The 26,107-nt window shown below is 42.6% G+C and carries 24 protein-coding genes and 1 pseudogene; 16 read left to right on the top strand and 9 right to left on the bottom strand.

Features of this window, described 5'->3' with window-relative positions; all coding sequences use genetic code 11:
• Positions 1 to 17: 17 nt before the first annotated feature.
• Complete coding sequence (locus tag FE296_RS28335; protein ID WP_124114761.1) at positions 18 to 905, bottom strand: LysR family transcriptional regulator; 888 nt, start codon at positions 903 to 905, stop codon at positions 18 to 20.
• Between the two features lie 385 nt (positions 906 to 1,290).
• On the opposite strand from FE296_RS28335, the gene FE296_RS28330 reads away from it, so the two are divergent.
• From FE296_RS28330 to FE296_RS28320, 3 genes are all read left to right on the top strand, one after another.
• Positions 1,291 to 2,037, top strand: a complete 747-nt coding sequence (locus FE296_RS28330) for an acetoacetate decarboxylase (protein ID WP_124114762.1) — start codon at positions 1,291 to 1,293, stop codon at positions 2,035 to 2,037.
• Positions 2,038 to 2,051: 14 nt separating this feature from the next.
• Positions 2,052 to 3,083, top strand: a complete 1,032-nt coding sequence (locus FE296_RS28325) for a ketopantoate reductase family protein (RefSeq protein ID WP_150367202.1) — start codon at positions 2,052 to 2,054, stop codon at positions 3,081 to 3,083.
• Between the two features lie 192 nt (positions 3,084 to 3,275).
• Positions 3,276 to 3,926: a hypothetical protein gene (locus FE296_RS28320; protein WP_150367201.1), complete on the top strand. Its 651-nt coding sequence runs from the start codon at positions 3,276 to 3,278 to the stop codon at positions 3,924 to 3,926.
• Positions 3,927 to 3,964: 38 nt separating this feature from the next.
• Here the strand turns inward: FE296_RS28320 and FE296_RS28315 are convergent, their stop codons facing one another.
• On the bottom strand, positions 3,965 to 5,683 hold the full coding sequence (locus tag FE296_RS28315) for an AraC family transcriptional regulator (protein ID WP_150367200.1): 1,719 nt from the start codon (positions 5,681 to 5,683) through the stop codon (positions 3,965 to 3,967).
• A 169-nt stretch (positions 5,684 to 5,852) separates the two neighbouring features.
• Positions 5,853 to 6,806, bottom strand: coding sequence for an ABC transporter substrate-binding protein (locus FE296_RS28310; protein WP_150367199.1), 954 nt, complete (start codon positions 6,804 to 6,806; stop codon positions 5,853 to 5,855).
• 406 nt (positions 6,807 to 7,212) lie between these two features.
• Between FE296_RS28310 and codB the strand changes: the two genes are divergently transcribed.
• Together codB and FE296_RS28300 are read left to right on the top strand one after the other, a co-directional pair.
• Positions 7,213 to 8,490, top strand: coding sequence for a cytosine permease (gene codB, locus FE296_RS28305; protein ID WP_105598770.1), 1,278 nt, complete (start codon positions 7,213 to 7,215; stop codon positions 8,488 to 8,490).
• Positions 8,459 to 9,727 (top strand): cytosine deaminase, encoded by a 1,269-nt coding sequence (locus tag FE296_RS28300; protein WP_150367198.1) that lies wholly within the window; start codon positions 8,459 to 8,461, stop codon positions 9,725 to 9,727. Before codB ends, FE296_RS28300 begins: the two co-directional genes overlap by 32 nt.
• Before the next feature lie 88 nt (positions 9,728 to 9,815).
• On the opposite strand, the gene FE296_RS28295 is transcribed toward FE296_RS28300, so the two are convergent.
• The gene (locus FE296_RS28295; RefSeq protein WP_124114769.1) at positions 9,816 to 10,940 is read right to left on the bottom strand and encodes a GerAB/ArcD/ProY family transporter; all 1,125 of its coding nucleotides are present in this window, start codon (positions 10,938 to 10,940) and stop codon (positions 9,816 to 9,818) included.
• Between the two features lie 130 nt (positions 10,941 to 11,070).
• Here FE296_RS28295 and FE296_RS28290 point away from each other — a divergent pair, with 130 nt between their 5' ends.
• A complete protein-coding gene (locus tag FE296_RS28290) occupies positions 11,071 to 12,033 on the top strand; it encodes a helix-turn-helix transcriptional regulator (RefSeq protein WP_150367197.1) in 963 nt (320 codons plus the stop codon).
• Positions 12,034 to 12,089: 56 nt separating this feature from the next.
• A pseudogene (locus tag FE296_RS28285) lies at positions 12,090 to 12,528 on the top strand (VOC family protein); the annotation flags it as partial.
• Here the strand turns inward: FE296_RS28285 and FE296_RS28280 are convergent.
• Positions 12,525 to 13,376 carry an AraC family transcriptional regulator gene (locus tag FE296_RS28280; RefSeq protein ID WP_223869074.1) on the bottom strand — a complete coding sequence of 284 codons (852 nt, stop codon included), beginning with the start codon at positions 13,374 to 13,376 and terminating at the stop codon, positions 12,525 to 12,527. The pseudogene FE296_RS28285 and the gene FE296_RS28280 overlap by 4 nt on opposite strands.
• Before the next feature lie 129 nt (positions 13,377 to 13,505).
• Between FE296_RS28280 and FE296_RS28275 the strand changes: the two genes are divergently transcribed.
• Positions 13,506 to 15,443, top strand: a complete 1,938-nt coding sequence (locus tag FE296_RS28275; RefSeq protein ID WP_150367195.1) for a glycoside hydrolase family 127 protein — start codon at positions 13,506 to 13,508, stop codon at positions 15,441 to 15,443.
• A 191-nt stretch (positions 15,444 to 15,634) separates the two neighbouring features.
• Positions 15,635 to 15,898 carry an ABC transporter permease subunit gene (locus tag FE296_RS33640; protein ID WP_223869073.1) on the top strand — a complete coding sequence of 88 codons (264 nt, stop codon included), beginning with the start codon at positions 15,635 to 15,637 and terminating at the stop codon, positions 15,896 to 15,898.
• 45 nt (positions 15,899 to 15,943) lie between these two features.
• Here the strand turns inward: FE296_RS33640 and FE296_RS28265 are convergent, their stop codons facing one another.
• Positions 15,944 to 16,573 (bottom strand): GNAT family N-acetyltransferase, encoded by a 630-nt coding sequence (locus tag FE296_RS28265; RefSeq protein WP_150367194.1) that lies wholly within the window; start codon positions 16,571 to 16,573, stop codon positions 15,944 to 15,946.
• 173 nt (positions 16,574 to 16,746) lie between these two features.
• Here FE296_RS28265 and FE296_RS28260 point away from each other — a divergent pair, with 173 nt between their 5' ends.
• From FE296_RS28260 to FE296_RS28235, 7 genes are all read left to right on the top strand, one after another.
• Positions 16,747 to 18,054, top strand: a complete 1,308-nt coding sequence (locus FE296_RS28260; RefSeq protein WP_190945612.1) for an AraC family transcriptional regulator — start codon at positions 16,747 to 16,749, stop codon at positions 18,052 to 18,054.
• Between the two features lie 145 nt (positions 18,055 to 18,199).
• Entirely contained in the window at positions 18,200 to 18,940 is a 741-nt protein-coding gene (map, locus tag FE296_RS28255; RefSeq protein ID WP_150367192.1) for a type I methionyl aminopeptidase, read from the top strand.
• A gap of 165 nt (positions 18,941 to 19,105) precedes the next feature.
• Positions 19,106 to 20,344 carry a DUF418 domain-containing protein gene (locus tag FE296_RS28250; RefSeq protein ID WP_150367191.1) on the top strand — a complete coding sequence of 413 codons (1,239 nt, stop codon included), beginning with the start codon at positions 19,106 to 19,108 and terminating at the stop codon, positions 20,342 to 20,344.
• A 172-nt stretch (positions 20,345 to 20,516) separates the two neighbouring features.
• Entirely contained in the window at positions 20,517 to 20,780 is a 264-nt protein-coding gene (locus FE296_RS33060; RefSeq protein WP_124114773.1) for a hypothetical protein, read from the top strand.
• Positions 20,781 to 20,796: 16 nt separating this feature from the next.
• The gene (locus FE296_RS28245) at positions 20,797 to 21,168 is read left to right on the top strand and encodes a DUF7674 family protein (protein ID WP_150367190.1); all 372 of its coding nucleotides are present in this window, start codon (positions 20,797 to 20,799) and stop codon (positions 21,166 to 21,168) included.
• Positions 21,169 to 21,584: 416 nt separating this feature from the next.
• Positions 21,585 to 21,971, top strand: coding sequence for an ArsR/SmtB family transcription factor (locus FE296_RS28240; protein ID WP_150367189.1), 387 nt, complete (start codon positions 21,585 to 21,587; stop codon positions 21,969 to 21,971).
• The gene (locus FE296_RS28235; protein ID WP_150367188.1) at positions 21,968 to 22,834 is read left to right on the top strand and encodes an aldo/keto reductase; all 867 of its coding nucleotides are present in this window, start codon (positions 21,968 to 21,970) and stop codon (positions 22,832 to 22,834) included. The genes FE296_RS28240 and FE296_RS28235 overlap by 4 nt, the downstream gene beginning before the upstream one ends.
• Here FE296_RS28235 and FE296_RS28230 read toward each other — a convergent pair.
• From FE296_RS28230 to FE296_RS33055, 3 genes are read right to left on the bottom strand one after another with little or no spacing between them, the layout of a single operon-like run.
• Positions 22,828 to 24,177 (bottom strand): response regulator transcription factor, encoded by a 1,350-nt coding sequence (locus FE296_RS28230; RefSeq protein ID WP_150367187.1) that lies wholly within the window; start codon positions 24,175 to 24,177, stop codon positions 22,828 to 22,830. The two genes, FE296_RS28235 and FE296_RS28230, sit on opposite strands and share 7 nt — an antisense overlap.
• Positions 24,177 to 25,805, bottom strand: coding sequence for a sensor histidine kinase (locus FE296_RS28225; RefSeq protein ID WP_223869072.1), 1,629 nt, complete (start codon positions 25,803 to 25,805; stop codon positions 24,177 to 24,179). The genes FE296_RS28230 and FE296_RS28225 overlap by 1 nt, the downstream gene beginning before the upstream one ends.
• Positions 25,777 to 26,046, bottom strand: coding sequence for a hypothetical protein (locus FE296_RS33055; protein ID WP_190945721.1), 270 nt, complete (start codon positions 26,044 to 26,046; stop codon positions 25,777 to 25,779). Before FE296_RS33055 ends, FE296_RS28225 begins: the two co-directional genes overlap by 29 nt.
• Between the last annotated feature and the right edge of the window lie 61 nt (positions 26,047 to 26,107).

Here is a 26,107-nt window from a genome sequence, read left to right as displayed (position 1 = left end):
CTATTTTCAAAAAAATCCTACTCCACTTTAAACAAGCCAGCATGGTCTTCATAGTACGAAGTAATAAAATCACGAAATTCTCTTACAGCAGGAGATAACCATTTTTGTTTGACCCAGGATAGGCTAATAGGATATATCGCTGAATCATCAGCAATTTTTACATAACGTAACCCTAGTGTTCTACATACGGAGATCGGAAGTAATGCAACACCCTGATTAAGCCTGATAATTTCAAGCAGCGTATGAGAATCGACCTCAAATGCATGTTTGGGCAGGAAACCTGCTTTTTCACAGAGCATGGAGGTAAACCGGCTGTACTCCTTATTATCGGCAAGGGAAATAAAGGGCTCATTTGCAACAACACTTAATGAAATGTTTGTTTCTCCGCCGTATGTATGATCCGTGGGCACAACCAGAACAATATCCTCCTCAACCAGGACAAAACTCTCAATCTCCTCATCCTGAATCGGATGCCCCGTAATCCCCAGATGCATGTCGCCTTTCTTCAAACCTGTAATAATTTCACTGCGGGTTCCAATACCCTGATGAAGCTTGGTTTCGGGGGAAGCGTTGATATAGTCACTAATGAGACCTGTGAGGAACCGAGTATTCGTAATTGAGATCCTGATTGTATTGGATATTTGCTGTTCCTCCGCTTTAATCTCCATCTCTGCATTTTCAATTTCAATAAAAATCCTGTTCACATGTTTCAATAAAATTTCACCTGAGGAGTTCAATTGAATGTTTCGTCCTCTCCTATGAAATAGGGGGGTACCCAGTTCATCCTCAAGTCTTTTAATCGTCAAGCTTAGGGAAGGTTGAGCAATATTCAATTGCGCAGCCGCTTTGGAGATGTGTTCAGTATAGGCAACAGTCTGAAAGTATTTGAGCTGAAGCAATTCCATTCACGTGCACTCCTTATTTATTTTGATAAATATATATAGTACTTATTATGTATTATATTAAATTTAAATATTGATGTAGAATTTTTTTATGAAATACAGTTCAAATTTTGAATACCAAAAACCTGACTATATAAGTTGAACTAATCATTTACACAATAACGGAGAGGACAGAAAAAATCTGAAAAAGCGAAGCTAAAAGCTTTCTGGAAGAAAGCTGCATCGGAAGCATACGCTTCGCCTTTATCACCGGATTTTCCCCCTTAGAAGGGGAATCGAAAAATCTGGGGATAACAGCGATTGGAAGGTTGTTCTGTCATCGAAGTGTCAGTGTAAATAATCTTTAGTTCAACTTATATAGAACCAAAACATAAGGTAGGTGTCTTTGATGAAAATCGATGTGAATAACATAGCTAAAAATCTGAATACACCGCTAACAGCTCCGGCATACCCAATGCCACCGTACAAATTTGTGAATCGTGAATATTTGAATATTATTTACCGGACCGATGAAAAAGCGTTGCGGGCAGCCGTACCAGAGCCTCTGGAAATTACGGAACCTTTGGTTAAATTCGAAGTGATGTGGATGCCGGATGTTTCTGGACTGGGGGCTTATACAGAAGCTGGACAAGTTATCCCTGTTCAATTTAAGGGGGAGGAAGGCGATTATGTGCATTCGATGTACGTAGACAATTTCCCCGCGATTGCAAGTGGTCGAGAGCTCACCGCATATCCGAAAAAGCTGGGAGCGCCTAAGTTGTATACCGATTCAGATACACTTGTTGGCACGCTTGATTATGGAACGCTGCGTGTAGCGACGGCAACGATGGGTTATAAACACGTGGAGATGGATAAGGAGCTCGCCAAACGTGAAATATGCCGACCTAATTTTATGATTAAGATTGCTACGGACTATACCGGGAATTTAAGAATATGTGATCTGATCCGTACTCAAATTACAGACATCGAAGTGAAGGAAGCTTGGACAGGACCTGCCCGGCTTCAATTGTTCGAACATGCGTTGGCACCTCTTGCAGATCTGCCTGTGTTGGAAGTAGTGTCCGCTTCTCATATCCTTACCAACCTAACCTTAAACGCTGCACAACCTGTATATAACTACCTGGAAGAGAAATAAGGAGGAAAAATAAAATGAGAATTGCAATTGTAGGAGCAGGATCTTTGGGAACCATTGTAGGCGCATATCTTGCGGATGGCGGAATGGACGTTGAGTTAATCGATGCATATCAAGAACATGTAGATGCTTTAAATCAGACGGGTGCTAAAGTGACGGGTACCACAGAGTTTCAGTCCAAAGTAAAAGCCATTACTCCTGATCAGAAATCAGGACAATATGATCTTGTCTTACTTTTAACCAAACAACTTTATAACGATTCCATTCTTCAGGAATTACTTCCATTCTTGAAAGAAGACAGTATGGTGTGTTCCTTGCAGAACGGGATTCCGGAAGAAAAAGTGGCGTCCATTGTGGGTGAAAAACGTGTCATTGCAGGCTCTGTTGAATTTGGCGCTACGTTCATTGAACCAGGTGTATCAAGTCTGACTACCGAGTACACTCAATTTAAGCAGTATGCTTTTCAGATTGGTGAATTAAATGGTGAAATCACCGAACGAATTCAACACGTGAAATCGGTGTTGGACCTTGTGGGTGGGACACATATTTCCGATAACCTGGTTGGAACCAAATGGTCCAAATTGCTGATCAACAATGCATTCAGTGGTTTGTCCGCTGCTTTGAATGGGGAATATGGGGACATTATTGATCACGAAGCCGGCATTGTGAGTGCAGCTCATATTGCGGACGAGACGATTAAAGTTGCTCGCGCCAATGGGGTCACCCTAGTTAAAATGAATGGATTCGACATCGCTTCACTTGAACTGAACAGCAAAGAAGATATCCCTGAACGGGTGAAAACATTACGTTACGTGATGGAGCCCTCCAGATTGCTCAAAGCAAGCATGCTTCAAGATCTGGAGAAGAACCGCAAAACGGAAATTGATTATATTAACGGGGTTGTTTCAAGCAGAGCAGAAGGTACCGAAATTGCGACACCTTATAATGATTTAGTTGTAAAACTGGTCAAATCTGCTGAAGAAACTCATACCGTTCCTGATTTTGACACGAATATAAAAGCTTTTGAAGAACTATTAAGTGCACAATAATAATTCAGTTATTTCAACTGAAAGTCGCTAATATAGCGGCTTTTTTGTTGTATCAGTAAATCTAGTCAGGCTTGATTTTGCGACAGATAGAATTTTCTTCGTGATTTCGTTTCCTAAAATTATACAAAAAGGGGGATTGAATTTGATATAATATAGACTTGCTGGTTATTTTTCTATTCGAAGGAGATACATATGAGGAAATCTTGGGGGGAATTCGTCTTTTATTTGGCGGTGTTTGTCTTTGTTTTGTTTATGACCTGGAATGACTATTCACTATTTTGGACAATAGGGGTCGTAGGCGTTACCATTCTTCTCGCATTTATTAAGCATGTTTTTTATCCTTTAGTATTTGATAAGCGTATAGACCGTTTAGAATCCTTTTTATTCAAGCAGCAAAATACACCTGGGACATACATTATTTATGTTCTTGCGAACAGACTTGATGATGAGGTAGAACTAGTTATGGAGCAAATTATGCAGAAATATAAGCGAAGAACAACACAAGCACAGTTCAAGGCAGCTTACGGATTATATCGCAAGGATATGTTTGCCATTCGGCAAGCTGTATCCCATATCAACTTATCGGACTACCGTACATATTACGAAAGCATTCTACTCTTGGAAGACGGGAAAAGTGAAGAGGCGCGTGAAAGACTTCAATCCATTAAAAAACAGTGGATGAGATCAACATTACTCGCGGGTATTGAACTCCAAGCAGAAAACCGCGATACCGCTATACAGCACGCGCATGAAGCACTTAACTCTTCCAGAGGTGTTAATCGTTATGTTTTATATAAGGAATATGAAAGAGTATTACCAGAAGTTGTTGGACACATATCGTAAAATAGTAAAAATGAAAAAAATAAACCGTGCTTCACGGTTTATTTTTTTTCATTTGCTAGCAGAGGTGTGAGTCCATCCTTAGCAAAAATAGAGGGTAGAATCGTCAATAACCTCTCACGGGTAAGGGGATCATCGTAGTTCCAGCCAGCATCTACTATATGTACTTTACTGGGTGCCAACATGCCAACCAAAATTTGGAGCGGAGAAGGTATATTTACATTCATCTCCTCCTGAGGTACCATGAGGAAGTTTCGGTCTCCACCGTATTGTGTGATTTTATTGTGATCGATTTGTATCCAAGGTCTTCCATTAATGATCAGTTGATTTACGGATTCGGTGGGTCGAAAGCCAAGTGATTCATACACGGTAGCGGCAAATCCCGTCTGTCCCATAACATATATGTTCTTACCCAGCACCAGATAGACAGTTGCTCGTTCTCCTGCAATATAATCATCCGCCAATTGTCGCCGTATCCTCCTGACACTTTCCTCATAGCGGTCGATCCACTGTTCAGCGGTTCTGCTTCGACCGAAAAGATCCGCAATATAACGAAGACGCTCAAAGGTGCTGGATGTTTCGCGATAGACGATGGTAGGGGCAATGGCATCCAGTCGAGGTAACTGTTGCTCACTATAGTTGCCTAACAGTATAAGATCAGGCTTCAGTAGGGAGACTTGTTCCGGAGCGCCTTGCAGTCCAATATCCGGGATCTGATGCAGTTTGTTTCGGTATATGACTTGTGATCTCATTGTAGTTATACCCGCACCCACTGGACGGATACCTAAAGCAAGCAACTCCCCAAGGGTATTGGTACCTGTGACCACAATACGATTAGCCGCATCAGGGAGGGAAATCTGCCTGCCGAGGGAATCGGTTATTGTTCTTTGCTTGGCACGTCTTAGTATATTGGCGTATGCCCGCGGAGGGTACCCTGTGAGCTGATGAAAGCGCCGACTGAAATAATACTCATCCTTAAAACCGACTTGTCTAGATATCTCACGTAAGGTCTCGGTAGAACTGGATAATAGCCTTTTAGCATGCTGGATCCTAAGCTCTGTCAGGTAATCTGTCGGCTTCTTGCCAGTCATCACTTTAAACAATTTGCTATATTGCCATCGAACCATGCCGGCCATTTCGGCCAATAACTCTACGGTCAGATCTTCGTTATAGTGCTGCTCCATATAGCTGAGTGTACGCTGTACCGCTTGGTCATTTTGCACTAGTGGATGAACGTTTTCTAGCTGAGCCATCAGGCTAAGTATCAGTTGCAGTCGGGTCTGAGTAACTGCTAATTTTGAATGATGAGTAGGGGTATATGTCTTCTCCTGCAACCGATTTTGCTTGTTGGATTGCAAAGGCAGCGGAGAAATCCAGTCTTCACTTGCCAACGCAAGTTTTATAGTGGAAAGAGACAGCCTGTAAGGAAAGCCCAGAATAAGAGGAGGGCAAGCCGGAAGCAGAGTCAACTGATGCGCTTGAAAAGAAAGAAAGGTCAATCGGGCTACATGAGCTTGCTTTTTTATCGTTTTGAGAATGTAGGATTGCTGAGTAGGGAGCACAATACAACTGCCTTGGCTCAGATCTTGGGAGATGTTGTTTGTTAACAGCCGAATTCCATGATCCAGAGCAATAAGCAATGTATATTCATTGGCAGCCTTGCTCTTGATTGATGGATTATGATGATTGGTTTCCTGCAGTGGTGTGAGCTGAAGCAGATCATGCTGCTGCAGTTGGATGTATAGGGAAGCCATTTGCATTCTGGAGCACTCCGATCTAGTGATAATAATTCTCAATTAATAGTTTACCACATTTTAAATGTTAGAGAATGTTTCGTTACAGACCTTATTACACGCAGCAAAAGTTCACAAAATCCAAAAATCCTCCATAGCCCAAAGGGGTTGGAGGATTTTTGACGTTATCTATGCGCTAGTATTGATTCATCCATTTGGGCAGTTCATCAAGCAATTGCTCAAGTGCCAGCAAGCTGTCCGTGTTCCAATCGGCAGCTGCCGTATAGACGCGTCCTTGCTGAACGGCAGGCAACGTTTTCCACAAGGTACTCTGTAACAAGCGATCCGATTCAGCTCGGCTTTCGTCATTATCCAACGTAAGGACAAAGAGATGATCTCCTGCATAGTCAGGTAGCAGTTCTTCCGAAAGTTCAACGAATGTTAGGTCCTTGTCGATAATATTTTGCTGAATTGCTGGTGGAATTGCAAATCCGTGCTCTTGATACAAGACTACGCCCAAGGAACGATTTCCCATCACATAGAGTTGTTTGCCCAACTGCAAGAAGATGGTCGCTGTCTCGCCTTCTGCCACGTTCAGCTTGTCCCACATCGCTTCCGCTTTTGTATCAAATCTGCTGATCCATTGCTCTGCCTCGTCCTTTTTGCCAAAAATGTTGCCAAGTTCGCGGACACGTTCCGTAAATGGTAACGCCGAGTTGAACGGAATGGTAGGCGCAATCTTCGAAAAAGCGGTGTTTCGATCAGCTTCTTGGTTATAACCATTCAAAATCAAGTCAGGCTGCAAGGCTGTTATTGCCTCCAAATCACCAGGATTTCCGACATCTTCAATACCTTCTAATCGGTCTGCGATATAGCTTTCGGAAGCATGAATCAGATTGGCTCCAACGACGGGAATATCCATGGCCAGGAGATCTCCAAGTGTTGAACCAAGATAGATCACCCGTTGTGGTTGAGTGGGTATTTCAATCACGTCGCCTGTTTGGGTTGTATAGCTTTTTGTCGTTTGCTCGTTGGTCTTCACAGCTTCTTGTGAAGGGGCGCTTTCCGAACGGCTGCATGCTGCAAGGATGGATAGAAGAAGGAAGCATGCTCCCCATATGAATAGGTGTTTCTTAATTGCACTGTTCATCGTTTGTTTCCCCCTGAGTTCTCTTTTTCTCATTGATAACCATTATCAATTACAACGTAATTATAGGTGCCTTTTCAGCGGCTTACAATGAAAAAAACGCAGTGAATTTATTTGTACAAATGTCAATGTGTGCACTTGGATAATAATTACATTGACAACTGCAGAGTTTTCCAAAATAATAGTATGTAATTGAATACTGGTACCTTTAATTCAGTCCAGAGAGGCTGGCAAGGGCAGCGGATTTCATAATCTCGCGAGAATCAGGGCATATCCCGTCATGGGAAGCTCTGTGTCTTCGCGCGGGTTATGATGCAAAAAGAGGCTACTTGTCAGTGTAAAACCTGATGAGTAGCCTCTTTTTTCTGCTTTTTTTGGTATCAGATACACTTTACGTTGGGGTATTCTGATGAGCAAACAAGATCAAGAGTTTTCATGGCAAGCGGTGCCGAAATCGCAAAGAAACCAATTTTGGAAGACGTTATCCGTCATGCTCGGTTTTACATTTTTCTCAGCAAGCATGCTGGCAGGAGGAACATTGGGCGTCAGCCTGACGTTCATGGAGTTCATTGGCATCGTACTTGCAGGTAATCTGGTGCTCGGTATCTATACAGGGGCACTGGCACATATCGCTGCCAAAACGGGCCTGTCCACACATTTGCTTGCCAAATATGCATTCGGTGCAAAAGGGTCGTATCTGCCTTCGTTCCTGCTAGGATTCACACAGGTTGGATGGTTCGGAGTCGGTGTAGCCATGTTCGCAATTCCGGTCGCCAAAGCCATGGATTGGAACGTGTATCTGTTGATCATTGTGTTTGGACTTGCCATGACGGCATCAGCCATCTTCGGTATGAAGTCACTCGTCATTCTTGGTTATATCGCCGTTCCTGCGATTGCCATTCTCGGTGGTTACTCCATGTTCGAAGGTGCAGGTTCGCTGGGTGGTCTGCAAGGGTTGCTTGATTACACGCCGACTCAGTCGCTTACCGCGGCGGCAGCATTAACGATCTGTATCGGTTCCTTCATAAGCGGTGGAACCCTGACACCCGATTTTGCCCGATTTTCCCGGACATCGAAACAGGCAGTTACCGCAACAGTGATTGCCTTCTTCCTGGGTAACTCACTCATGTTTCTGTTCGGTGCAGTTGGTGCGATGGCCTATAACTTGGCCGATATCTCGGAGGTCATGTTCCTGCAAGGATTGATCATTCCGGCGATCATCGTTCTGGGCTTGAATATCTGGACGACCAACGATAATGCACTGTACGCTTCAGGTCTTGGTTTTGCCAACATCACCAAAATCTCAAAAAAATTCTTCGTCATCGTAAACGGTATCGTGGGTACCGTATTCGCCATGTGGATGTACAACAACTTCGTCAGTTTCCTGAACGTACTGGGTGCGGCGGTACCATCCATCGGGGCTATTATTATCGCAGATTACTTCATTGTGAAACGTAGAAACTATAAGCCATTTGCCGACATGTCATTCAAAAATGTAAACTGGGTAGCGATGGTGGCTTGGGCCATCGGCGTAGCATTCGCCCAACTGGCTCCTGGCGTAACACCATTGAACGCGCTGCTTGGTACAGCAGTGGCCTATATCGTCTTGATGCTGATTATTCCTGCCAAAGAAACCAAAGAAATGGGGAAAATAAATGATTATACAGAACGCAAAATTGCGGGGTAAAGAAGGACTATGGAATATCGTTGTGAAAGACGGAAAGTTTGAACGAATTACACAATCGCTGGAATTGACCGAAAATGAGGAGATCCTGGATGTCAACGGATCGCTTGTGCTGCCGCCGTTCATTGAGCCGCATATTCATCTCGATACAACGCTCACAGCAGGTGAGCCGGAATGGAATCTAAGCGGAACGCTGTTCGAAGGCATCCAACGCTGGTCGGAGCGCAAGGCTTTCTTGACACATGAAGATGTCAAAACACGGTCCAAAACTGCACTGAAATGGCAATTGGCACAAGGTATCCAGCATGTACGGACCCATGTGGACGTTACCGATCCAAGCTTGATCGCCGTTAAAGCGATGCTTGAAGTAAAAGAAGAAATGGCTCCATATATGGACATCCAGCTTGTTGCTTTCCCACAGGAAGGCATTCACTCTTATCCAAACGGGGCAGAATTGCTGGAAGAGTCACTGAAAATGGGCGTTGACGTGGTCGGCGGCATTCCGCACTTCGAATTCACACGGGAATACGGCGTTGATTCAATGAAAGTTGCCTTTGATCTGGCTGAAAAATACGATCGTCTTATTGATATCCATTGCGATGAAATCGATGACGAGCAATCCCGTTTTGTTGAAGTTGTTGCCAAGGAAGCTTATGAACGTGGACTGGGTTCACGTACAACGGCAAGTCATACAACCGCGATGGGGTCATATAATGACGCTTATACGTACAAATTGTTCCGTTTGCTTAAGATGGCTGATCTGAACTTTGTCTCCAATCCGCTGGTCAACATTCACCTGCAAGGACGCTTCGACACGTATCCGAAGAGAAGAGGGCTGACGCGTGTCAAAGAGTTGCAGGAAGCAGGTCTGAATGTGTGCTTTGGTCACGATGACATCTTCGATCCATGGTATCCGCTCGGTACTGGCAACATGCTGCAAGTACTGCACATGGGGATTCATGCTTCGCAGTTGCTTGGTTACGACCAGATTGTGAATTCAATTGACCTCATTACGAAAAACAGCGCAAGAACGTTACACATTGAGGATGTATACGGTATTGAAGAAGGTAAACCCGCTAACTTCATCGTACTTGAAGCAGAGAACGAGTATGAGGCTGTTCGCAAACAAGCCGGCGTACTTTATTCCTACAGAGGCGGCCGTAAAGTTGCGGAATCGAAGCCGCGGGACACATCCATCATTTTTGAAGGCGGTACAGAAAAAGTTACTTTTAATAAATAATGAAGAAAATATACTCCCATTAAAAGTCGCTATTTTGGCGGCTTTTTTTGCTTTTTGGTACTGACTACATACAATAAGAACCAAACATTCAGCCTGCCTTAAGGGCTTCACTAGTTGCCTGCTTCCCGCCTTTTTTACGAACAAAACTAATGATCAGCAGTAGCAGTGGTAACAAGCCAAATAAAAAAATGGATATATTGCCAAGAAAATCACCCAAAGCTAACGTTTCCTCCAGGTTTTTAGGCAAGTAAGCAATTACATACAAGACTGGCAACATCGCGAATTGTATGCTCGTAATATTTTTGAGACGAAACAAATCTCGGATCCCGATTGCCGCAAAATAGTGTTTGAACGCATAGGTTGCAAAGATTTGCATCAGCCAAAACACAATGAACAGTGATTCATAACGTTCGAATAGAAACCCCTCAATTTCAAAACTCCGAACCATGTCGAACGTTGGCCACATTCGTGTTTGAATTCCTGGCAAGGATAAATTCCCCACCACGGTGACAATCGTGACCAAATATATGATCGTACAACTAAGTATGCTGTATATAGCAGCTTTATTGCTCGCTTTCACGTCCACCATGTAAGCTGTGATGATGAGTAAAACTTCATATCCGGAATAGGAGAGACACGAAGGTTTAAGACCCTTCAACACAGGCATGAATCCATCGCCCAGGAGTGGTCTGAGGTTATTAAGTTCAAACATCTTGGTGCTTAAAAGGAAAACCAGCGCTAGCAATACAAGCGTAACGGGCAACACGATTGAAAAGACCCGGATGATGACCTTAAGACCACCCGTTAACATATAAATCCCAATCCACAAACTGACCATAATGGTGACCCAAGTAGGCGTGCGCTCAAGGATGTACATACTTGTAATTTCGGCCATGACTCTAACTTCGAATGAACAAAGAACAACAAAATACACGATAATTAAAAGTCCCAATAGATAAGCAATCCACTGACCTGTAATTTCGGGTATAAATTCGAATACCGTTTTACCGGGGAATCTACGACACAAGGTTACAAGGAGGATGCTGATTGTGGTTACAATTAATCCTGATAAAATGACAGAAATCCATACATCTGGTGTCCCTACTGCTTTACTAATTGTGCGAGGGAGTGTTAAAATTCCAGCTCCGAGTATGGAATTGATAACTACAATAATAACCTCGGAGGTATTAATATTAGATGTGGCTTGCTTCATTGGCCTTCGCTCCAAACCGGAGAATATATTTCTAGGTAGTATCGCCCAACGCAGTTGTTTTATGTAAAATATGCTGTACTGATATAATGTAGGGATATCCAATAATGAATTGAAGATGAGGATGCAGGTTATGCCAAAGAACGATAATATGTTAGCCATTCTATGGATGCTGAATTCAGGCACCAAAGTAACTGCAAAACAGATGTCCGAAAAGTTAGAAATCAATATAAGAACCGTATATCGATATATTGATGCATTATGTGCCAGTGGAGTACCGATCATTTCCGATACAGGTCACAACGGCGGGTATAGCTTGCTGAATCAGCATATCAAAGCACCTCTGTTATTTGATATTGATGAAAAAAAGGCACTTCTCCAAGCTGCTGTGTTTGCAAAAGAAGCTGGATATCCTTTGAGTGAGGCATTGGACAATGCAACATCCAAATTGAAAATGTATTCAAATCAGGATCAGGAAAACACACTTCGTCGTCATTTAGCCGGATTTAACGTTATCAATCGCATGGGAGATCCATCGGTTCAGCCGATCTTGGCGGAATTGGAGCAAGCCGTGGCTAATGATTGCTCTGTCGAAATTGATTATCGCAGAAGCCGTGATGAACAACCCAAGAATAGAGTAATAGACCCGTATGGAATGGTTTACTGGAATAATAAATGGTATACCATTGCGTTTTGCCACTTGAGGAATGAATTCCGCAGCTTTCGGGCAGATCGTATTCTTCGAGTCAAGCTTACTCCGCTCCGCTTTAAGCGTTCGGAAGCTTTTTCAGCCCGTGAATTATTTATGCAAAATTTGTTACCTGATGTAGGGGAGAAAGAGGGGGTAATTTCCTTGGTTATCGAAGGCCGATCAGAGGCATTGGATGACTTGGGGCTGCATTGGTTTATGGGACATTATCTGAAAGAGCGGACTTCTAATCAAGCCATCTTTTTATTTGATGAAAAATCAATGGATACATACGTCCCCTATTTTCTCCTCTCCTATGGGAAATCCATTCAAGTCATCGAACCACAGCGTGTGAAGGACAGACTTGTTGCTGTTGTATCCGAGTTAATGGAATACTATCAACTTTAACAACTTCACTGACAGTAGATGTCAGTGAAGTTATTTTATAATGATGACAATCTCGGATTACTGAGAAGGACCCTTCTAAAGCAATCCATTTCTATAAAGTTGTTTTCAATGCAAGGGTGAAGGATATCACTGAGCATCCAGATGGAAAGGGTAATACGATTATTGTTCATGCCGAATTAGATTTTGGAAATGGTTTTTTGCAGCTGGGAGCAGCGAACCCGGCATATCAATTGGCTTTGCCCCCAGATCATGATCATGCATGTTATTCTTTAGGGGTTTACGTCATTAATGTGGATGAAACCATTGCAACTGCCGTATCCAGAGGGGCGAAAGTAAGAGAAGTGATTATTAACTTTGCGTCTGGTGATCGATTCGGAAGTATACTAGACCCTTTTGGCGTACGGTGGTCTTCTTACCCGGATTGAAGATTTATCGGAAGAAGAAAGTAGTCGGAGAGTCGCTGAGTGGGCCAAAAGCGTCTCCATGAACAGCTAGTTCAGATATTTCTTGCGAAACTGGAGGGGAGATATTCCAACACTTCTCTTGAAGCAGGTAGAAAAGTAAGGGGAATATTGAAAACCCACTTCAGCAGCTATACGATCTATCGACCATTCCGTCGAAACCAGAAGCTGCTTGGCCCGTTCAATCCTGAATTGTAATAAGTAATGAACCGGTGTGACACCGTATTTCATTTTCATACAGCGAACGATGTAGCTAGGGTGGAAGTGTAGCGCTGATGAAAGTGTCTCATTGGTGATTTCTTCTTGGTAGTGTTGTTGGATGAAAACCGCTACGTTCTCGGCAAGCCGTGCAGCGGGCGTTTTGGCCATATCTGAGATGCCATTTTCAAGTGTAGCCAGAAAACGAAATAACAGTTGCTGCTTCTCCCAGAAGGAATCACCTACCGGCAGTTCCAACAGCTTCTGCATTAGATCGAATGCGAGTTGAGGACTTAGTATTGTGGATTTCTTAGGTATTCGTATTGATTTTGGCTTATCGAATGGCGATAACGGAATTACCGCTTCCGATTCTTCTATTAAGGGACTCTGATGCCAGTTCACATGCTCAAAATGAACCCAGTAAAACGTTGTTTCCTGTTCGCAGGGCCTAAACGAGTAATGCTCACCTTCAGGTAGTAATACCAGTGCATCACCTGTACCCAGTGTCCATTCCGTCCCGTTCTCACCGATATGTAGTTCTCCATTAACGACGAGCAGTACATCAAACAGGCCGAAATTTCTTCGATTAGGATGACGATCGCCTACACGGAACGTTGAACGACCAGATTCCCAGTAATATGGAAGAGGTGGGGTTTGTAAGGCAACAACTAATTCTTCATTCAATGAATTAACCTCATTTTTTAGTGTCATTTTGTATAGAAAAAGGCTTATTCCATTCCTATTCTCACTTTAAGAAAAAGCATATACTCGACTTTGGAAAGAGTCAAATTTTATACTTTTGAGGTGTGTTTAATGGGACAGAACCAGATCCAAATTCAAGATCAATTTTGGAATACATATTCCAATCTTGTACGAGAAACGGTTATTCCCTATCAATGGGAAGCTCTGAACGATAGGGTAGAAGATGCAGAGCCGAGTCATGCCATTCGAAATTTCCGTATTGCTGCAGGCTTGGAGCAAGGAGAGTTTGGTGGATGGGTATTTCAGGACAGTGATCTCTACAAGTGGTTAGAGGCCGTTGCTTATTCGCTCCGTCATCATCCAGATCAGAGGTTAGAGAAGATCGCTGATGAATCCATCGAATTGATTGGCCAAGCCCAACATGACGATGGCTATCTGAATACCTACTTCACGATCAAAGAACCTGGGAAGCAATGGACCAATCTTTATGAAGCTCATGAGCTGTATTGTGCGGGTCATTTAATTGAAGCGGCAGTTGCGTATTACCAGGCTACGGGGAAGCGTAAGTTACTAGACATCTCATGCCGATTCGCTGATCTGATTGATCGTATGTTCGGAACAAAGCCGGGACAAATAAGGGCTTACTGCGGTCATCAGGAAATTGAATTGGCTCTGGTTAAGTTATACGGTGTTACGGGAGAAGAGCGTTATTTGAATCTAAGCCAATACTTCATAGATGAACGCGGTAAGCAGCCCAACTATTTCATCGAGGAATGGGAACGCGGAAGCCGAACAAACATCTGGTCTCAGGGAGCACCTAATCTTGAGGTCTATCAATCTCATCTTCCTGTTCGTGAGCAAAAGGTAGCTGTTGGACACTCCGTTCGGGCAGTTTACATGTACACGGCGATGGCTGATCTTGCGCGACTAACAGGTGACGAGGGACTGAAGGCGGCGTGTGAACGACTCTGGTCGAACACAACAGGCAAACAAATGTATATAACCGGGGGCATTGGTTCAACACATCTCGGGGAAGCCTTTACGTTTGACTACGATCTTCCAAATGATTCCGTTTACGCAGAGACCTGCGCCTCGATTGGTTTGATTTTCTGGGCACGTCGCATGCTTCAATTGGAAGTTAAAAGTGAATATGCGGATGTGTTGGAGAGAGCGCTGTACAACAATGTGCTGGGCAGCATGTCTATGGATGGGAAACACTTCTTCTATGTCAATCCACTTGAGGTATGGCCAGAAGCAAGTCTCAAAAATCCTGATAAACATCACGTAAAGCCCGTCCGACAGAAATGGTTTGGTTGCTCCTGTTGTCCTCCAAATGTTGCACGGTTGCTAGGTTCGTTAGCCGATTATATTTACGACGTGTCTGAGGATGGCAGAACGATCTATACCCATTTGTATATTGGAAGTAAAGCCTCATTTGAACTTGCCGATGCCATAACCTTGCATCAACGCTCCGAGCTGCCTTGGAACGGCCACGTTGAATTCTCGGTTCAGCTTCCCAAGGATAGCGAATGTGCGGAGTTTGAGCTTGCGCTGCGTATACCGGATTGGTTCCAGAACGGACAGCCCACCTTGAAAGTAAATGGTGAACAGCAAGATATTCATGTTGAGAATGGTTATGCGAAAATAAATCGCAGCTGGTCAGATGGAAATACAGTGGAGTGGCTGCTTCCGATCGAGCCGAAGTTAGTTGCCGCACATCCTTTAATTCGGGCAGATGCAGGCAAGGTGGCCATTCAACGCGGCCCGCTCGTTTATTGCGTAGAAGAAGCAGACAACGGGGCACCGCTCACTTCGCTCGCGTTGGCTTCGGAGCCACAATTAACCGCGTATGCTGATCCAGATTTGCTAGGTGGTTGTATCGTAGTAGAAGGGGATGGTCTCGTGACTGACGACAGCGATTTATGGTCAGATGAGAAGCCGTACCGTTCTTATATTAAGCAAACAAAGGCTGTACGTTTCAAGGCCATTCCCTATTATCTGTGGGGTAATCGCCTGGCTGGTGAGATGAGCGTGTGGCTGCGCTATTAAAGAGGAAGTAAGGATGTACTTTTACAATTCCACAAAAGGAACCATCAAAAAAACGAGCGCACCCTGAACATGGATGCGCTCGTTTTCTACTGTCCGTAATCCTATACGTCTGTATCGGTCGAAGTATCCTCATTGAGCTTCTTATAATCTATTCCCCATGTTTCCATCACACTAATGAAGGAGGGAACATGTTGCAAGAAAGCTTGTGGATGCAATTGGTAACTTATTTCCACTCGGAAAAGTGGAATGTATCGCTGATTAAGATTTTGCGGATTGTACCTAGCCTGGCTGTTTTACTTCTATTAATTCCGTTGATGGGCACTGGTATTAAACCAGCGTTGATTGCTTTAATCTTATTGGGGATACCTCCCATACTGATGAATACCATATCCGGTTTGAATCATATTCCTGTTGAGCAAGAAATCAGTATGTTGTCATCAGAGCGTTTAAAATAAATGGTTGCTGCTATTAACGTCGATACAAGAACCGCTTGGCCTCCTTTATTCTGATTTGATTGATGAATGGGTGCTCGATAAGCATTTTTGCATAAATATCACTTTTTTGAAGCCTGCCTTGGCAGTAAACGGGCCCGATTTCAGTTCTTTTTTAAGCATATAACCGAACCGCTCATATAATTTTTGTGCTGAAGGATTCGTATCGACGACCTCTAGATTGATTATAGTAATTTGCTTATTTCTTGCGACTTGCTCCAACTTACTTAATAGCAATTTACCTATGCCATGACCACGTGCTTCTTCAGATACGGCAATAGGGTCAATATGCAATACATGTTCGTGATACAAATGAAATTTCAAATAAAACGCATAAAATAAAAATCGCCAAGTTGCTACCACTGGGGAGTACACGTTCCGAAAAGCTGCATAATTGGCAGGTGTGAACGCTTTTTTTCCTATATTGTATCCAAGAAAACCAACCACTTCTTCATTCCTTAATGCGTAAATGCCTTGTTCAAATTGAATAGACTGAGCTAATAGTTCTACTGCTTGTTTTTTCGTTTTTGCATAAAACCAAAGATGTGTTACTTTCAATGGAAAAGCTTCGTAAAATAAATGAGCAACTTGTTCTTGTTGTTGTGCATTAAGCTGCTGTGTGATTTGAATTTGGTTCATTTATATCTCCCCAATCCTTCATTTAAGATTTTGTTGATGTTCTATCATTTATTTTCCTAAAATGCAGAAGCGTGGACAATTCACATTTCTTTGAGTTGTGGGTTCATTTCTTAGATTTCCTTCGTATGTTGCTTGCGACTCGTTGGATTGGATTGGAAGGAGGAGATCACAAGATGAGTGGTAGGGGTTATTTCACCGACAGTTCTCCCATGAACGTACAGTTTCTAAAGTTCAAAGATGAACCGTTCCGATGGCATAATTCCATTGAAGTGGTGATTATATTGGAAGGTAGCATTCATGTTGCCATTGCAGATGAGCAAAGAACATTAGGTGCTGGTACAATAGAAATTTTCAATATCAATCAAGTTCACTGTCTATGGCAGACCGATGAAAACAATGTCGTCCTCCAAATAAATATCGATGCTGAATTTGCAAAGGAATATTACCCTGATTTATCCTATGTCTGGTTTGCGCATGAATTTAGCCCTAGAGCATATCTAGGTTTAGAACGAGCAGAAGGAATCATTGAGGCCATATGCACGTTAATAACTCCAATTGTAACTAAGAGTGAGATGCCATTTTTAACGTTAAAGAATACAGTCGAACAGTTATTGGACCTGCTTATTATGAATTTTGATGCGAAAAGAATGTTCGAAGGGAACCCAACCAAGCTGCAACGAATAGGAAGAATATATGATTACTTATTCAATAATAGGGGGTTTATTAACAAGGCATCTTTGAATGATATCGCCAAGCACACAGAGGAATATTTAAATTTGGATTATTTATCATCACAATTCAAGTTATTAATAGGAGATACGCTGCAAAACTTGCTTCATTACTTGCGCATTGAGCACGCAATCAAACAATTATTGACGACAGATCGAAGTCTGGTAGAAATATCAATTGAGAGTGGTTTTTCTTCACCAAGATATTTTTACCAACGATTTAATAAGATTTTCCCGGAAGGACCGAAAGCATTTCGTGAACAACATAAAAAGAAACAGGAAATGAAAGATCACTGTAGGGAAATCATCGACCCAGCATTAGTTTTTGCAAGACATCGTAGATTATTTGAAATCCCTGAGACGATAAACAGCGAACTAAATAAATGGATTCACATCGATATATTTGGACATGATGAACAAAATTCAACTTCTCCATATTTGATCAAGCTATCTGAATTAGTAAAAGGCGATTCACATGCGTATCTTAAGAAGATCCTTCAGGAAAATAACGTAAGTCCCAACAACCTTTTTCGATTTGAAGAAACTTTGGATACTGCAAACCGTGACGATTTTCAAGTTTTGACATGGCTTCTCAACCAATTCAGGGAAAACGATATCTTGCCTGTATTTATCGTCAGGACTAGTAGTAACGCTATTCCAGAACAGATAACCACCATACAAGGACTACTTCAAAACTATACCCTCACTTATGGCGCAGAATATATGAAGGGATGGAGAATTGAACTTCAATAATACGAAGGAACAAGAGAACAACCACACTCATAATGTTGATAAAAAAGTTGCGAAGCTTTGCTGCTTTGGATATGATTATCTAATGTGCAATCAAAGATAACACTTATGTAATCAATTAGTAATAAAAGATAGTGAGGTAGAAAAAATGATCGCAAGAACAGAAGAAGATTTTAATGGCTTGAAGGAAATTGGCAAAATTGTGGCTTTTATTAGAGATGAATTGGTTCAAAGAACCATCCCAGGCATAACGACTAAAGAACTTGATGATTTGGCAGGAGAGCTTTTTGAGAAAGCTGGCGCAGTTTCTGCTCCAAAAAGTGAATATAATTTCCCGGGATTTACTTGTATTAGTGTTAATGAAGAAGTGGCACATGGTATTCCTGGAGATCGGGTTATTCAAGAAGGGGACATCGTCAATATTGATGTGTCTGGTTCCAAGAACAGTTATTTTGCAGATACGGGAATCTCGTTTGTCGTAGGCGAAGGTGCAGAAGTATTAACGAAAATATGCGACGTTGTTAAACTGGCATTTGAAGCAGGTCTTAAAAAAGCAAAACCGGGCTCCAAAAAAAGCGGAATCGGAAAAGCCGTATTCCAAACTGCCAGACAGCATGAATTAACGGTTATCAAAAACCTTACAGGACATGGTGTTGGACGTGGAATACACGAAGCACCTGACCACATCTATAATTATAATGATCCATCGGATGATGAATTGTTAAAAGAAGGTATGGTTATCGCATTCGAGCCATTTATCTCAACTTCAGAAGAAGAAGTAGAACAAACAGGAGATGGCTGGACCTTTGTTACTAAAAACAGCTATGTAGCTCAAATAGAACATACGATTATTCTTACTAAAAATGGTCCAATTATTGTCACTCTTTAAGGTGTTTAAACTGAAAGTCGCTAAATTTAGCGACTTTTTTTGTTTTTGTTTTAATGGTACTTCAAAGTAAATCATAATCGTTCACTTATTATTTTATGTTGAAATTATGGAAGGATTTAACGTATATTTAGATCTGATCTTTATGTTATAGACAGAGGTGATTGATTGAACACATCAAAAAAGCGCGTTCAAGTGATTGATGGACTGCGTGGATTCAGTCTGGCCGGCATTGTGCTGGCGAATATGCTGGCTTTCCAATATGGAATGTATGGCCAGAGCAAACCCCAACTGTTCGGGATTGGCGGAGCAGATCAGGCTTTCCTCTCGTTCCTGCTGATCACTGTGGTGGGCAGTTTTATGCCGATTTTTGCATTTATGTTTGGCTTTGGAATGGTTAAGCTCTCGGAAAGCCTAAAATCACGAGATTTACGACCAAAGTGTCATCTGGCACGCCGTTTTCTACTACTGTTTGGAATCGGATTACTGCATATTATCTATCTGTGGGAAGGGGATATCCTGGCATTTTATGGCGTACTCGGTTTTTTCCTGCTCATGTTCCTTAATCGGAAGCCTATAACGCTGCTTATTTGGGCGGTACTGCTACTCGTGGGAGCGGGCATACTTGGTCTCCCGGCATCTAATCCGATGAACCCGCTGGCGATTGAGTCCATTCATATGGAGAACTACATCATTCAAAGTCAGGATGTATACGGCAACGGCACATATGCGGAAATCAGGAATTTCAGTAATAACGGCGATCCATTTGGCGGGGATTTGGAGCTGTCATATGCCCTGATAGCCCTGATGTTAGCACCACTCATGACGGTGCCGATGTTCCTGCTCGGCATGCACGCTGCCAGAATCGGCACGTTTAGCGATCCGCAAGCGATGCGGCGTATTTTTCTTCGCCGTGCCTCGTTTTTGATTCCAGTTGGTTTAATCCTCAAAGCATACGGCGTATTGGCGCCACAATTGGGTGCGGAAGGTTGGCTCGGAATCGGAATCGGGGGGACACTTGGAGGAACGTTACTCGCACTGGGATACATATACGCATTTGCGCTGTTGTATACTGTAAACCGCCGTTCCAGCCTGATGAGCAGGTTCGAGGCGGTCGGCCGTCTCTCGTTGACGAATTACCTGATGCAGAGCGTAATCTGTACGACAATTTTCTATGGATATGGCCTGGGACTGTTTGGAAGTGCTGGTGTGTTTATCGGAGCAATTATTGCTCTTGCTGTCTACGGCATTCAATTGTGGCTCAGTCCGCTATATCTTAAGAAATTCAGCAATGGGCCAGTCGAGTACTTCCTACGGATTTGGACATATCTGTCCTGGAAAGGGCAGCCAAGAAAGAAGAAAAGATCGAACTTAACTACGAATGAAAACGCGCCTGGTGTTCAGTAAGCATAAAGTGCTATCGTGAAACGCAAAAAGAAGCTCGTTCTACCAAAAGAAAGGGCTTCTTTATGCCGTAACGATCATATTCCTAAACTTAAAGCAAGACACGAATTATCAACCCTAATACATAAGCTAACTATTATAGTGCGGGCAGTGGTAAGGTAATGCAAAATGAAAGATGAAGCATATCATTCAACTGTTTCCACTCAAGCTTGAAAGGATCATTATTGTGCTAAAAATAATTAATTTTCTTCTTTTCTTGCTGATCATTTGGGTAGTCATCTTTTATCCTTTTCGTTTTGCTTGGTTTGAAGGTTTGAAACAGATTCCCGCAGATCTTCATGGTGTTTATTTACTTTTTTTGTTCTTTGGATATCTGATCTGTTCATCTGCTATGGGACTTATGGTTGGCAAGATGTTTTTTAAACGAAAAGAACAGTAATTATGGAGGTTGGAGAATGGAAAATGACATTTTAATCGATCAATTCTTAATACTTTTTCCTGAATTCCACGATTGTTATATAGAACATTTGGATTTATATCAAGAGTTTCTAGGACATGTGTTTTTTGGTGATGAAGTGGCTAATTATGTTGAAGGCTTGCTTCGTGAGAATGATGACAAAGAAAAAATTGAGAAGTTTTTCAATTTTTTTGAATGGATGGCAACTCAAACGAGCCTTTATATTGTACAAGTGTTATCTACTACAATCTTGTATGATCTAGGTGGGCAAACAGATATTTTGCAAAAAGCTCAATTTTATATGAAACTACATACTAAAAGACTTTCTCAAGAAATAGAAGATTTGCACTCAGGGAAATATTTTTCATAGAATAATCTGCTGGAGATTAGGTATTCAATGAGTTTGAATCTTTGGTTTATAATATCATTCAAGGTCGCTAAAGCAGCGGCTTTTTTGTTTTATCCATGTAATTTCCTATCTTAGGGGTTGAGGGGAAAGGACTTATTCCAATGATCGATTAGATAATTATGGATAACTTTTGCTTTGGATACGTCTTCAATCGCATCAACCAGCGCGGCGGAAGCAATGAAGGAGTTTACTACATTTTTCGAAGAACTGGGAGGCAACTAACACATTAGATTGGATCAGTTTGCATCTGGACATATATCCATTGTCTTAAGACATGGGAAAAATAGGTTCTTGAATTTCTTTCCCGATGTACAGCCGAATCCGAGATTGTGTTAGGCTTTATCTACAAAAGTATTACACGTTTTAAATGGAAGGGGATGATTTACCTGGATCAAGAACTTGCCACCACGATTGCTATCGAATTTAAGAACAATCAGAAGGTGTTGAATGCGATCGGAGACGAGACCCGGCAAGCCATCCTCATAGCCTTGATTCAAGGGCCACATAAACCCGGCATGCGCGTAGGAGAGATCAGGATGAAGACTCACCTTTCCCGACCGACCGTATCACATCATCTGAAAATATTGAAAGAATCACAGATAATAAGTGTTCGTAAAGAAGGAACTCTCAACTATTACAGCCTTGACTCCGGTAGCAAGTTGAAATTGTTGAAAAACCTGGTGAATCAAATAGAAAAGTTGCTAGCGCAATGCGAAGAACAAGCATCGGAACAACAACTAGGAAACAGGGGGAGTTGCGAATGAATCAGACAGTCGCAGCGGCAAACGGAGTGGGCATTCCTCAACTAGGGTTCGGCCTATATAAGATCAAAGACGGGGGAACCTTCGAGAGGACTGTCGAGGAGGCTATTCGCATTGGTTATCGCCATTTCGATACGGCCAAAATTTATGGTAATGAAGCGGTGTTAGGTCGGGTCATCCAAAACAGCGGCATTCCCAGGGAGGAGTTCTTCATTACCTCCAAGGTATGGACGACAGACCTGGGGTACAGTGCGACGAAAAGGGCGTTTGAGCAGGCTTGCCAGAAGCTGAACGTAACATATCTCGATATGTATTTGATTCATTTTGCTGGTCCTCAATACGTAAATGCTTGGAAGGCGATGGAAGAGTTATACGACGCAGGTAAAATCAAAGTTATAGGTGTAGCCAATTTCGAGATCCGGCATCTGGAGCATCTGAAGAAACATTCCCGGATTTTGCCGATGGTAAATCAGATCGAGACCCATCCGGAATTTCCGCAACATGAATTGCATGATTATATGGTTCGGCATCGGATTCTGCATGAGGCTTGGGGACCGTTGGGGCAGGGTAACAAAGCGCTGCTGGAGCATCCGGAGCTGGCGGCAATTGCCCTTCGTCATAAGAAGTCGGTTGCGCAAGTCATTTTGCGCTGGCATCTGCAACGTGGAATTATTGTCATCCCCAAATCATCGAATCCTCAAAGGATAAAAGAGAACAGCGAAATATTTGACTTTGAGTTGAATGAGGAGGAAATGGAACAAATACGACGGTTGGACACGGGTAAGAGGTATTCTGTAAGTCCGAATGGCTACATGATCAACCCGTTTTATATCAATTTGATGAAGTTATTTATTCGCTCTCATTGATGGATCATATTTCTGCGGTACTGATAGGGCGTAACTCCGTATTCCACTTTGAACAACTGGATAAAATATTGATTTTTTCGGTAACCTACCATCTGCGCTATATCGGCTACACGGAGTTCCGAATCTTGAAGCAGTTGAGAAGCCTTCTCCAACCTCTTCCTGGAAATGTAGTTTGACACATTTTCGCCCGTCTCCTGTTTAAACAGTTTGGAAAAGTAGACGGGATGGAGGTGTGCAACTTTGCCCAGTTCATCCAGGCTAAGGCCATGTGACAGATGGTCTTCGATATACGTTTGTACTTTGTCAACGATGGTTTGAATGGACATCTGTTTGTTGTTTCTGATCCGACTGACCCGATCCATGAGAGTTGAGGATAGTTCATCAGGATAGCGTAACTGGTTGAATATCCACTCCACGGTTTCAGAGAGATCGCGATCCTTATCCGACAGATATACATATAGAATGGTCTCCAGAAGAAAGATTACTTTTTGCTTTTGGAGACGGATTTGATCATATTTTTTAATGATATTTCCCGCCGACTCCCAATCACCGCATGATGGAGAATGGTTGAATATGCCAATGAAGTCTTCCGGGCATACTTCCTCATTATGGAAGAACCTGTAGAACATCTGTCGGGTCACGTTTCGATCAGCCAACAAAAATGGAGGAGAGACGACCGATTGCTCCAGTTTGATAGTCAGTTCCCCAGCAGCTTCTTCCGGAATAAAAGCAAACAGTCGTGTTCCCGCATTCCAAACGAGACGATCCAATTTGTCTCCGACAGCATGTTTTATAACATCCTCATGTTCCTGTGTAAAACCCTCGAGCTTGAAGCAGCACATACGACGACGCCCTAAAAATTCAGTATAAGCATCATATTGCTTCCTTAATGTCTCGTTATGACCAAGAAGCGAAAGCAAATACCCCAATCCATTGAAGTTCTCCCATGCGACAGATTGAGCGGGCCGAGTCTTTGTGATATTATTGATGGCTTTGGACATGGCTTTCTCCACATCATCTTTGTCGACAGGTTTGAGCAAGTAGTCGAGCGCACCTAAACGGATTCCTTGTTGCGCATATTCAAACTCGGAATAGCCGGAAAGGATAATCACTTTGGTTGACAAGTTATGTTGGTGGATATGTTGAAGCAGATCAATACCAGAGACTTCAGGCATTCGGATGTCAGTAATCAGAATATCGATGTGGTTTTGAGTCAACATGTCTCTGGCTTCAATTGAATTGGTCATCGTCTCAATCTGATTAATGCCGAAGGTGTTCCAATCGAGCAAATGCTTCATATATTCAACGACATAATGTCCGTCATCCACAATTAATAATCGCATTAGTTATCTCCTTTCACCTCGGGAATGCTGATGAGCAGCAAGACGGACAAGCCGCCCCAATCATTAGTAGTAAAATGTAACCCGCTAAGTTCGCCGTACGTATTTTTCAGACGTTGATTTACATTCCAGAGCCCTACGCCTTTAATTCCTTCAGGCGGGGTATCACTCTCAAGCCGAGCCTCCAGGCTGCGGATATCATCGAGTGAAAGACCTTTGCCGTCATCGGAGACCTTGATTGTTATTGCAGCTTCCGTCTGTTTTACATCAATCGTCACCCGATGGGCACCTTGTTGTCCTTCAATTCCATGTTGAATCGCATTTTCAACCACGGGCTGGATGATCAGCGGCATGAGGGGAAGGCAGGACAGTTCTGGCGGCAGATCAATGCTGTACTCCATTTTTTTGCTAAGAGCCATAATAATCAGGAAATGTTCCGCAAACTGAAGCTCGCTTTCCAGCGTGACTTCATGCCGGTCCAACTTCGTTAAATAACGATAATATTCAGCTAGATGTTTGCTCATGCGCATGACAGAATCAGGTGAGAACTGAGCCACCGACATGATGAAAAACAAACTGTTGTACAAAAAATGAGGATTGATCTGAGCCTGGAGTTGTTGAAGTTCCGCACTTCGTCTGAGTTCCGTTTCCGTCTTCAAGGATACGAACAGATCCTGGATTTCGGTAACCATATGATTAAAACTTCTGAACAGGCTGTAAAACTCTCTATCCGTATTTTCGGTAATACGTGTATTGTGATTGCCTTGTTCGACCTGTGAAAACTTCCGCTCCAACAAACGAATATTACGGTAATAGTTCCGGTAAAACGTAAAGATCACAACCAGACCAAGCGTGAAAACGGCTAAAATGCTGGCAAAAAAAACTTTACGGTTGCGGTCAATCGGTTGCAGAAAATCATTCGTCTGTGTATATGTAATCAGGTAGGCGTCGATTGATTCAATATATCGGGAAAGAACATAATAGTCGTCTGAATTGGTGTGATAATCATATTTCAAAGTGATCTCCGGCTGTGGAGAAAGCATTTCAGTAACCGCTTTCAATAGATCGTGGTCGACTTCTTTCTCACTCCATAACTGATGGGAATTAAACCAAAAAAAAGCGTTTGAGCTGTCGTTGTTCACAGCCTTTTTCAGCAGATTTTTCAAATAATCGGTATTCAGCTTTACACCAACGACGTACTGAGTCGGTTCATTTTGTCCGGATTTTTGGATGTAAGGGTAGAGCGCAAAGTAATACAAACTATTGCCAACGATCTGCCATCCCCGCTCATGAACATCCTTGAACGGAAGTCTCGCCTCCGGCGTACTGTTGGTGGACAGAAATGTTTCTTCAGACTTCCAGTAAATGCCGATCGATTCAATCGATCGACTGGATAAAAGTGTTTGCCGCAAGCGATCAACGATATCGTTTTTCTTCATTTGGGAATCGTAATTGCTCAGCTCGATAACATGCCTTTGGTAAAACCGGACATCACTGTCTGCCGCAAACTGAACCCCGTACATGTTAGCCTCGTATATAATCCCGTCAAGAATGCCTTTCACATAATCAAGCTGGTTCTTGGAAGCACCAATCAGATTTTCTTCAAGTGTTTTGGAGCTCAATCGGTTCATCACGAAAAACAAACTTAACGTCAGCAGCAGAAAAAAAACAAAGAAATAGATAAATCGCTTCATATACATTTTTCGGATCATATGTGTTTCCTTTCATATCGCCAAACGTAGAAGTTAAACTCCAGAACGGATTAACTTTAATATAAGCCAAACCTTCACAAAGCGGAAGGGCAGCATCAACAATAAATGAAAGCGGTTTAAAATGCTTCAGGATGGGGTGATGATCTTGAAATTTTGGCATTTTGGAGTGAAAGCGCTTTTGTTAAGCTTATCTTCAAGGATCGCTTTCGAAAAGCCATCAT

It is taken from the genome of Paenibacillus sp. UASWS1643 (assembly GCF_008693195.1).
Lineage (GTDB): Bacteria > Bacillota > Bacilli > Paenibacillales > Paenibacillaceae > Paenibacillus > Paenibacillus amylolyticus_B.
The sequence above is the reverse complement of the archived record's forward strand: the minus strand, read 5'-3'. Positions and strand labels throughout refer to the sequence as shown.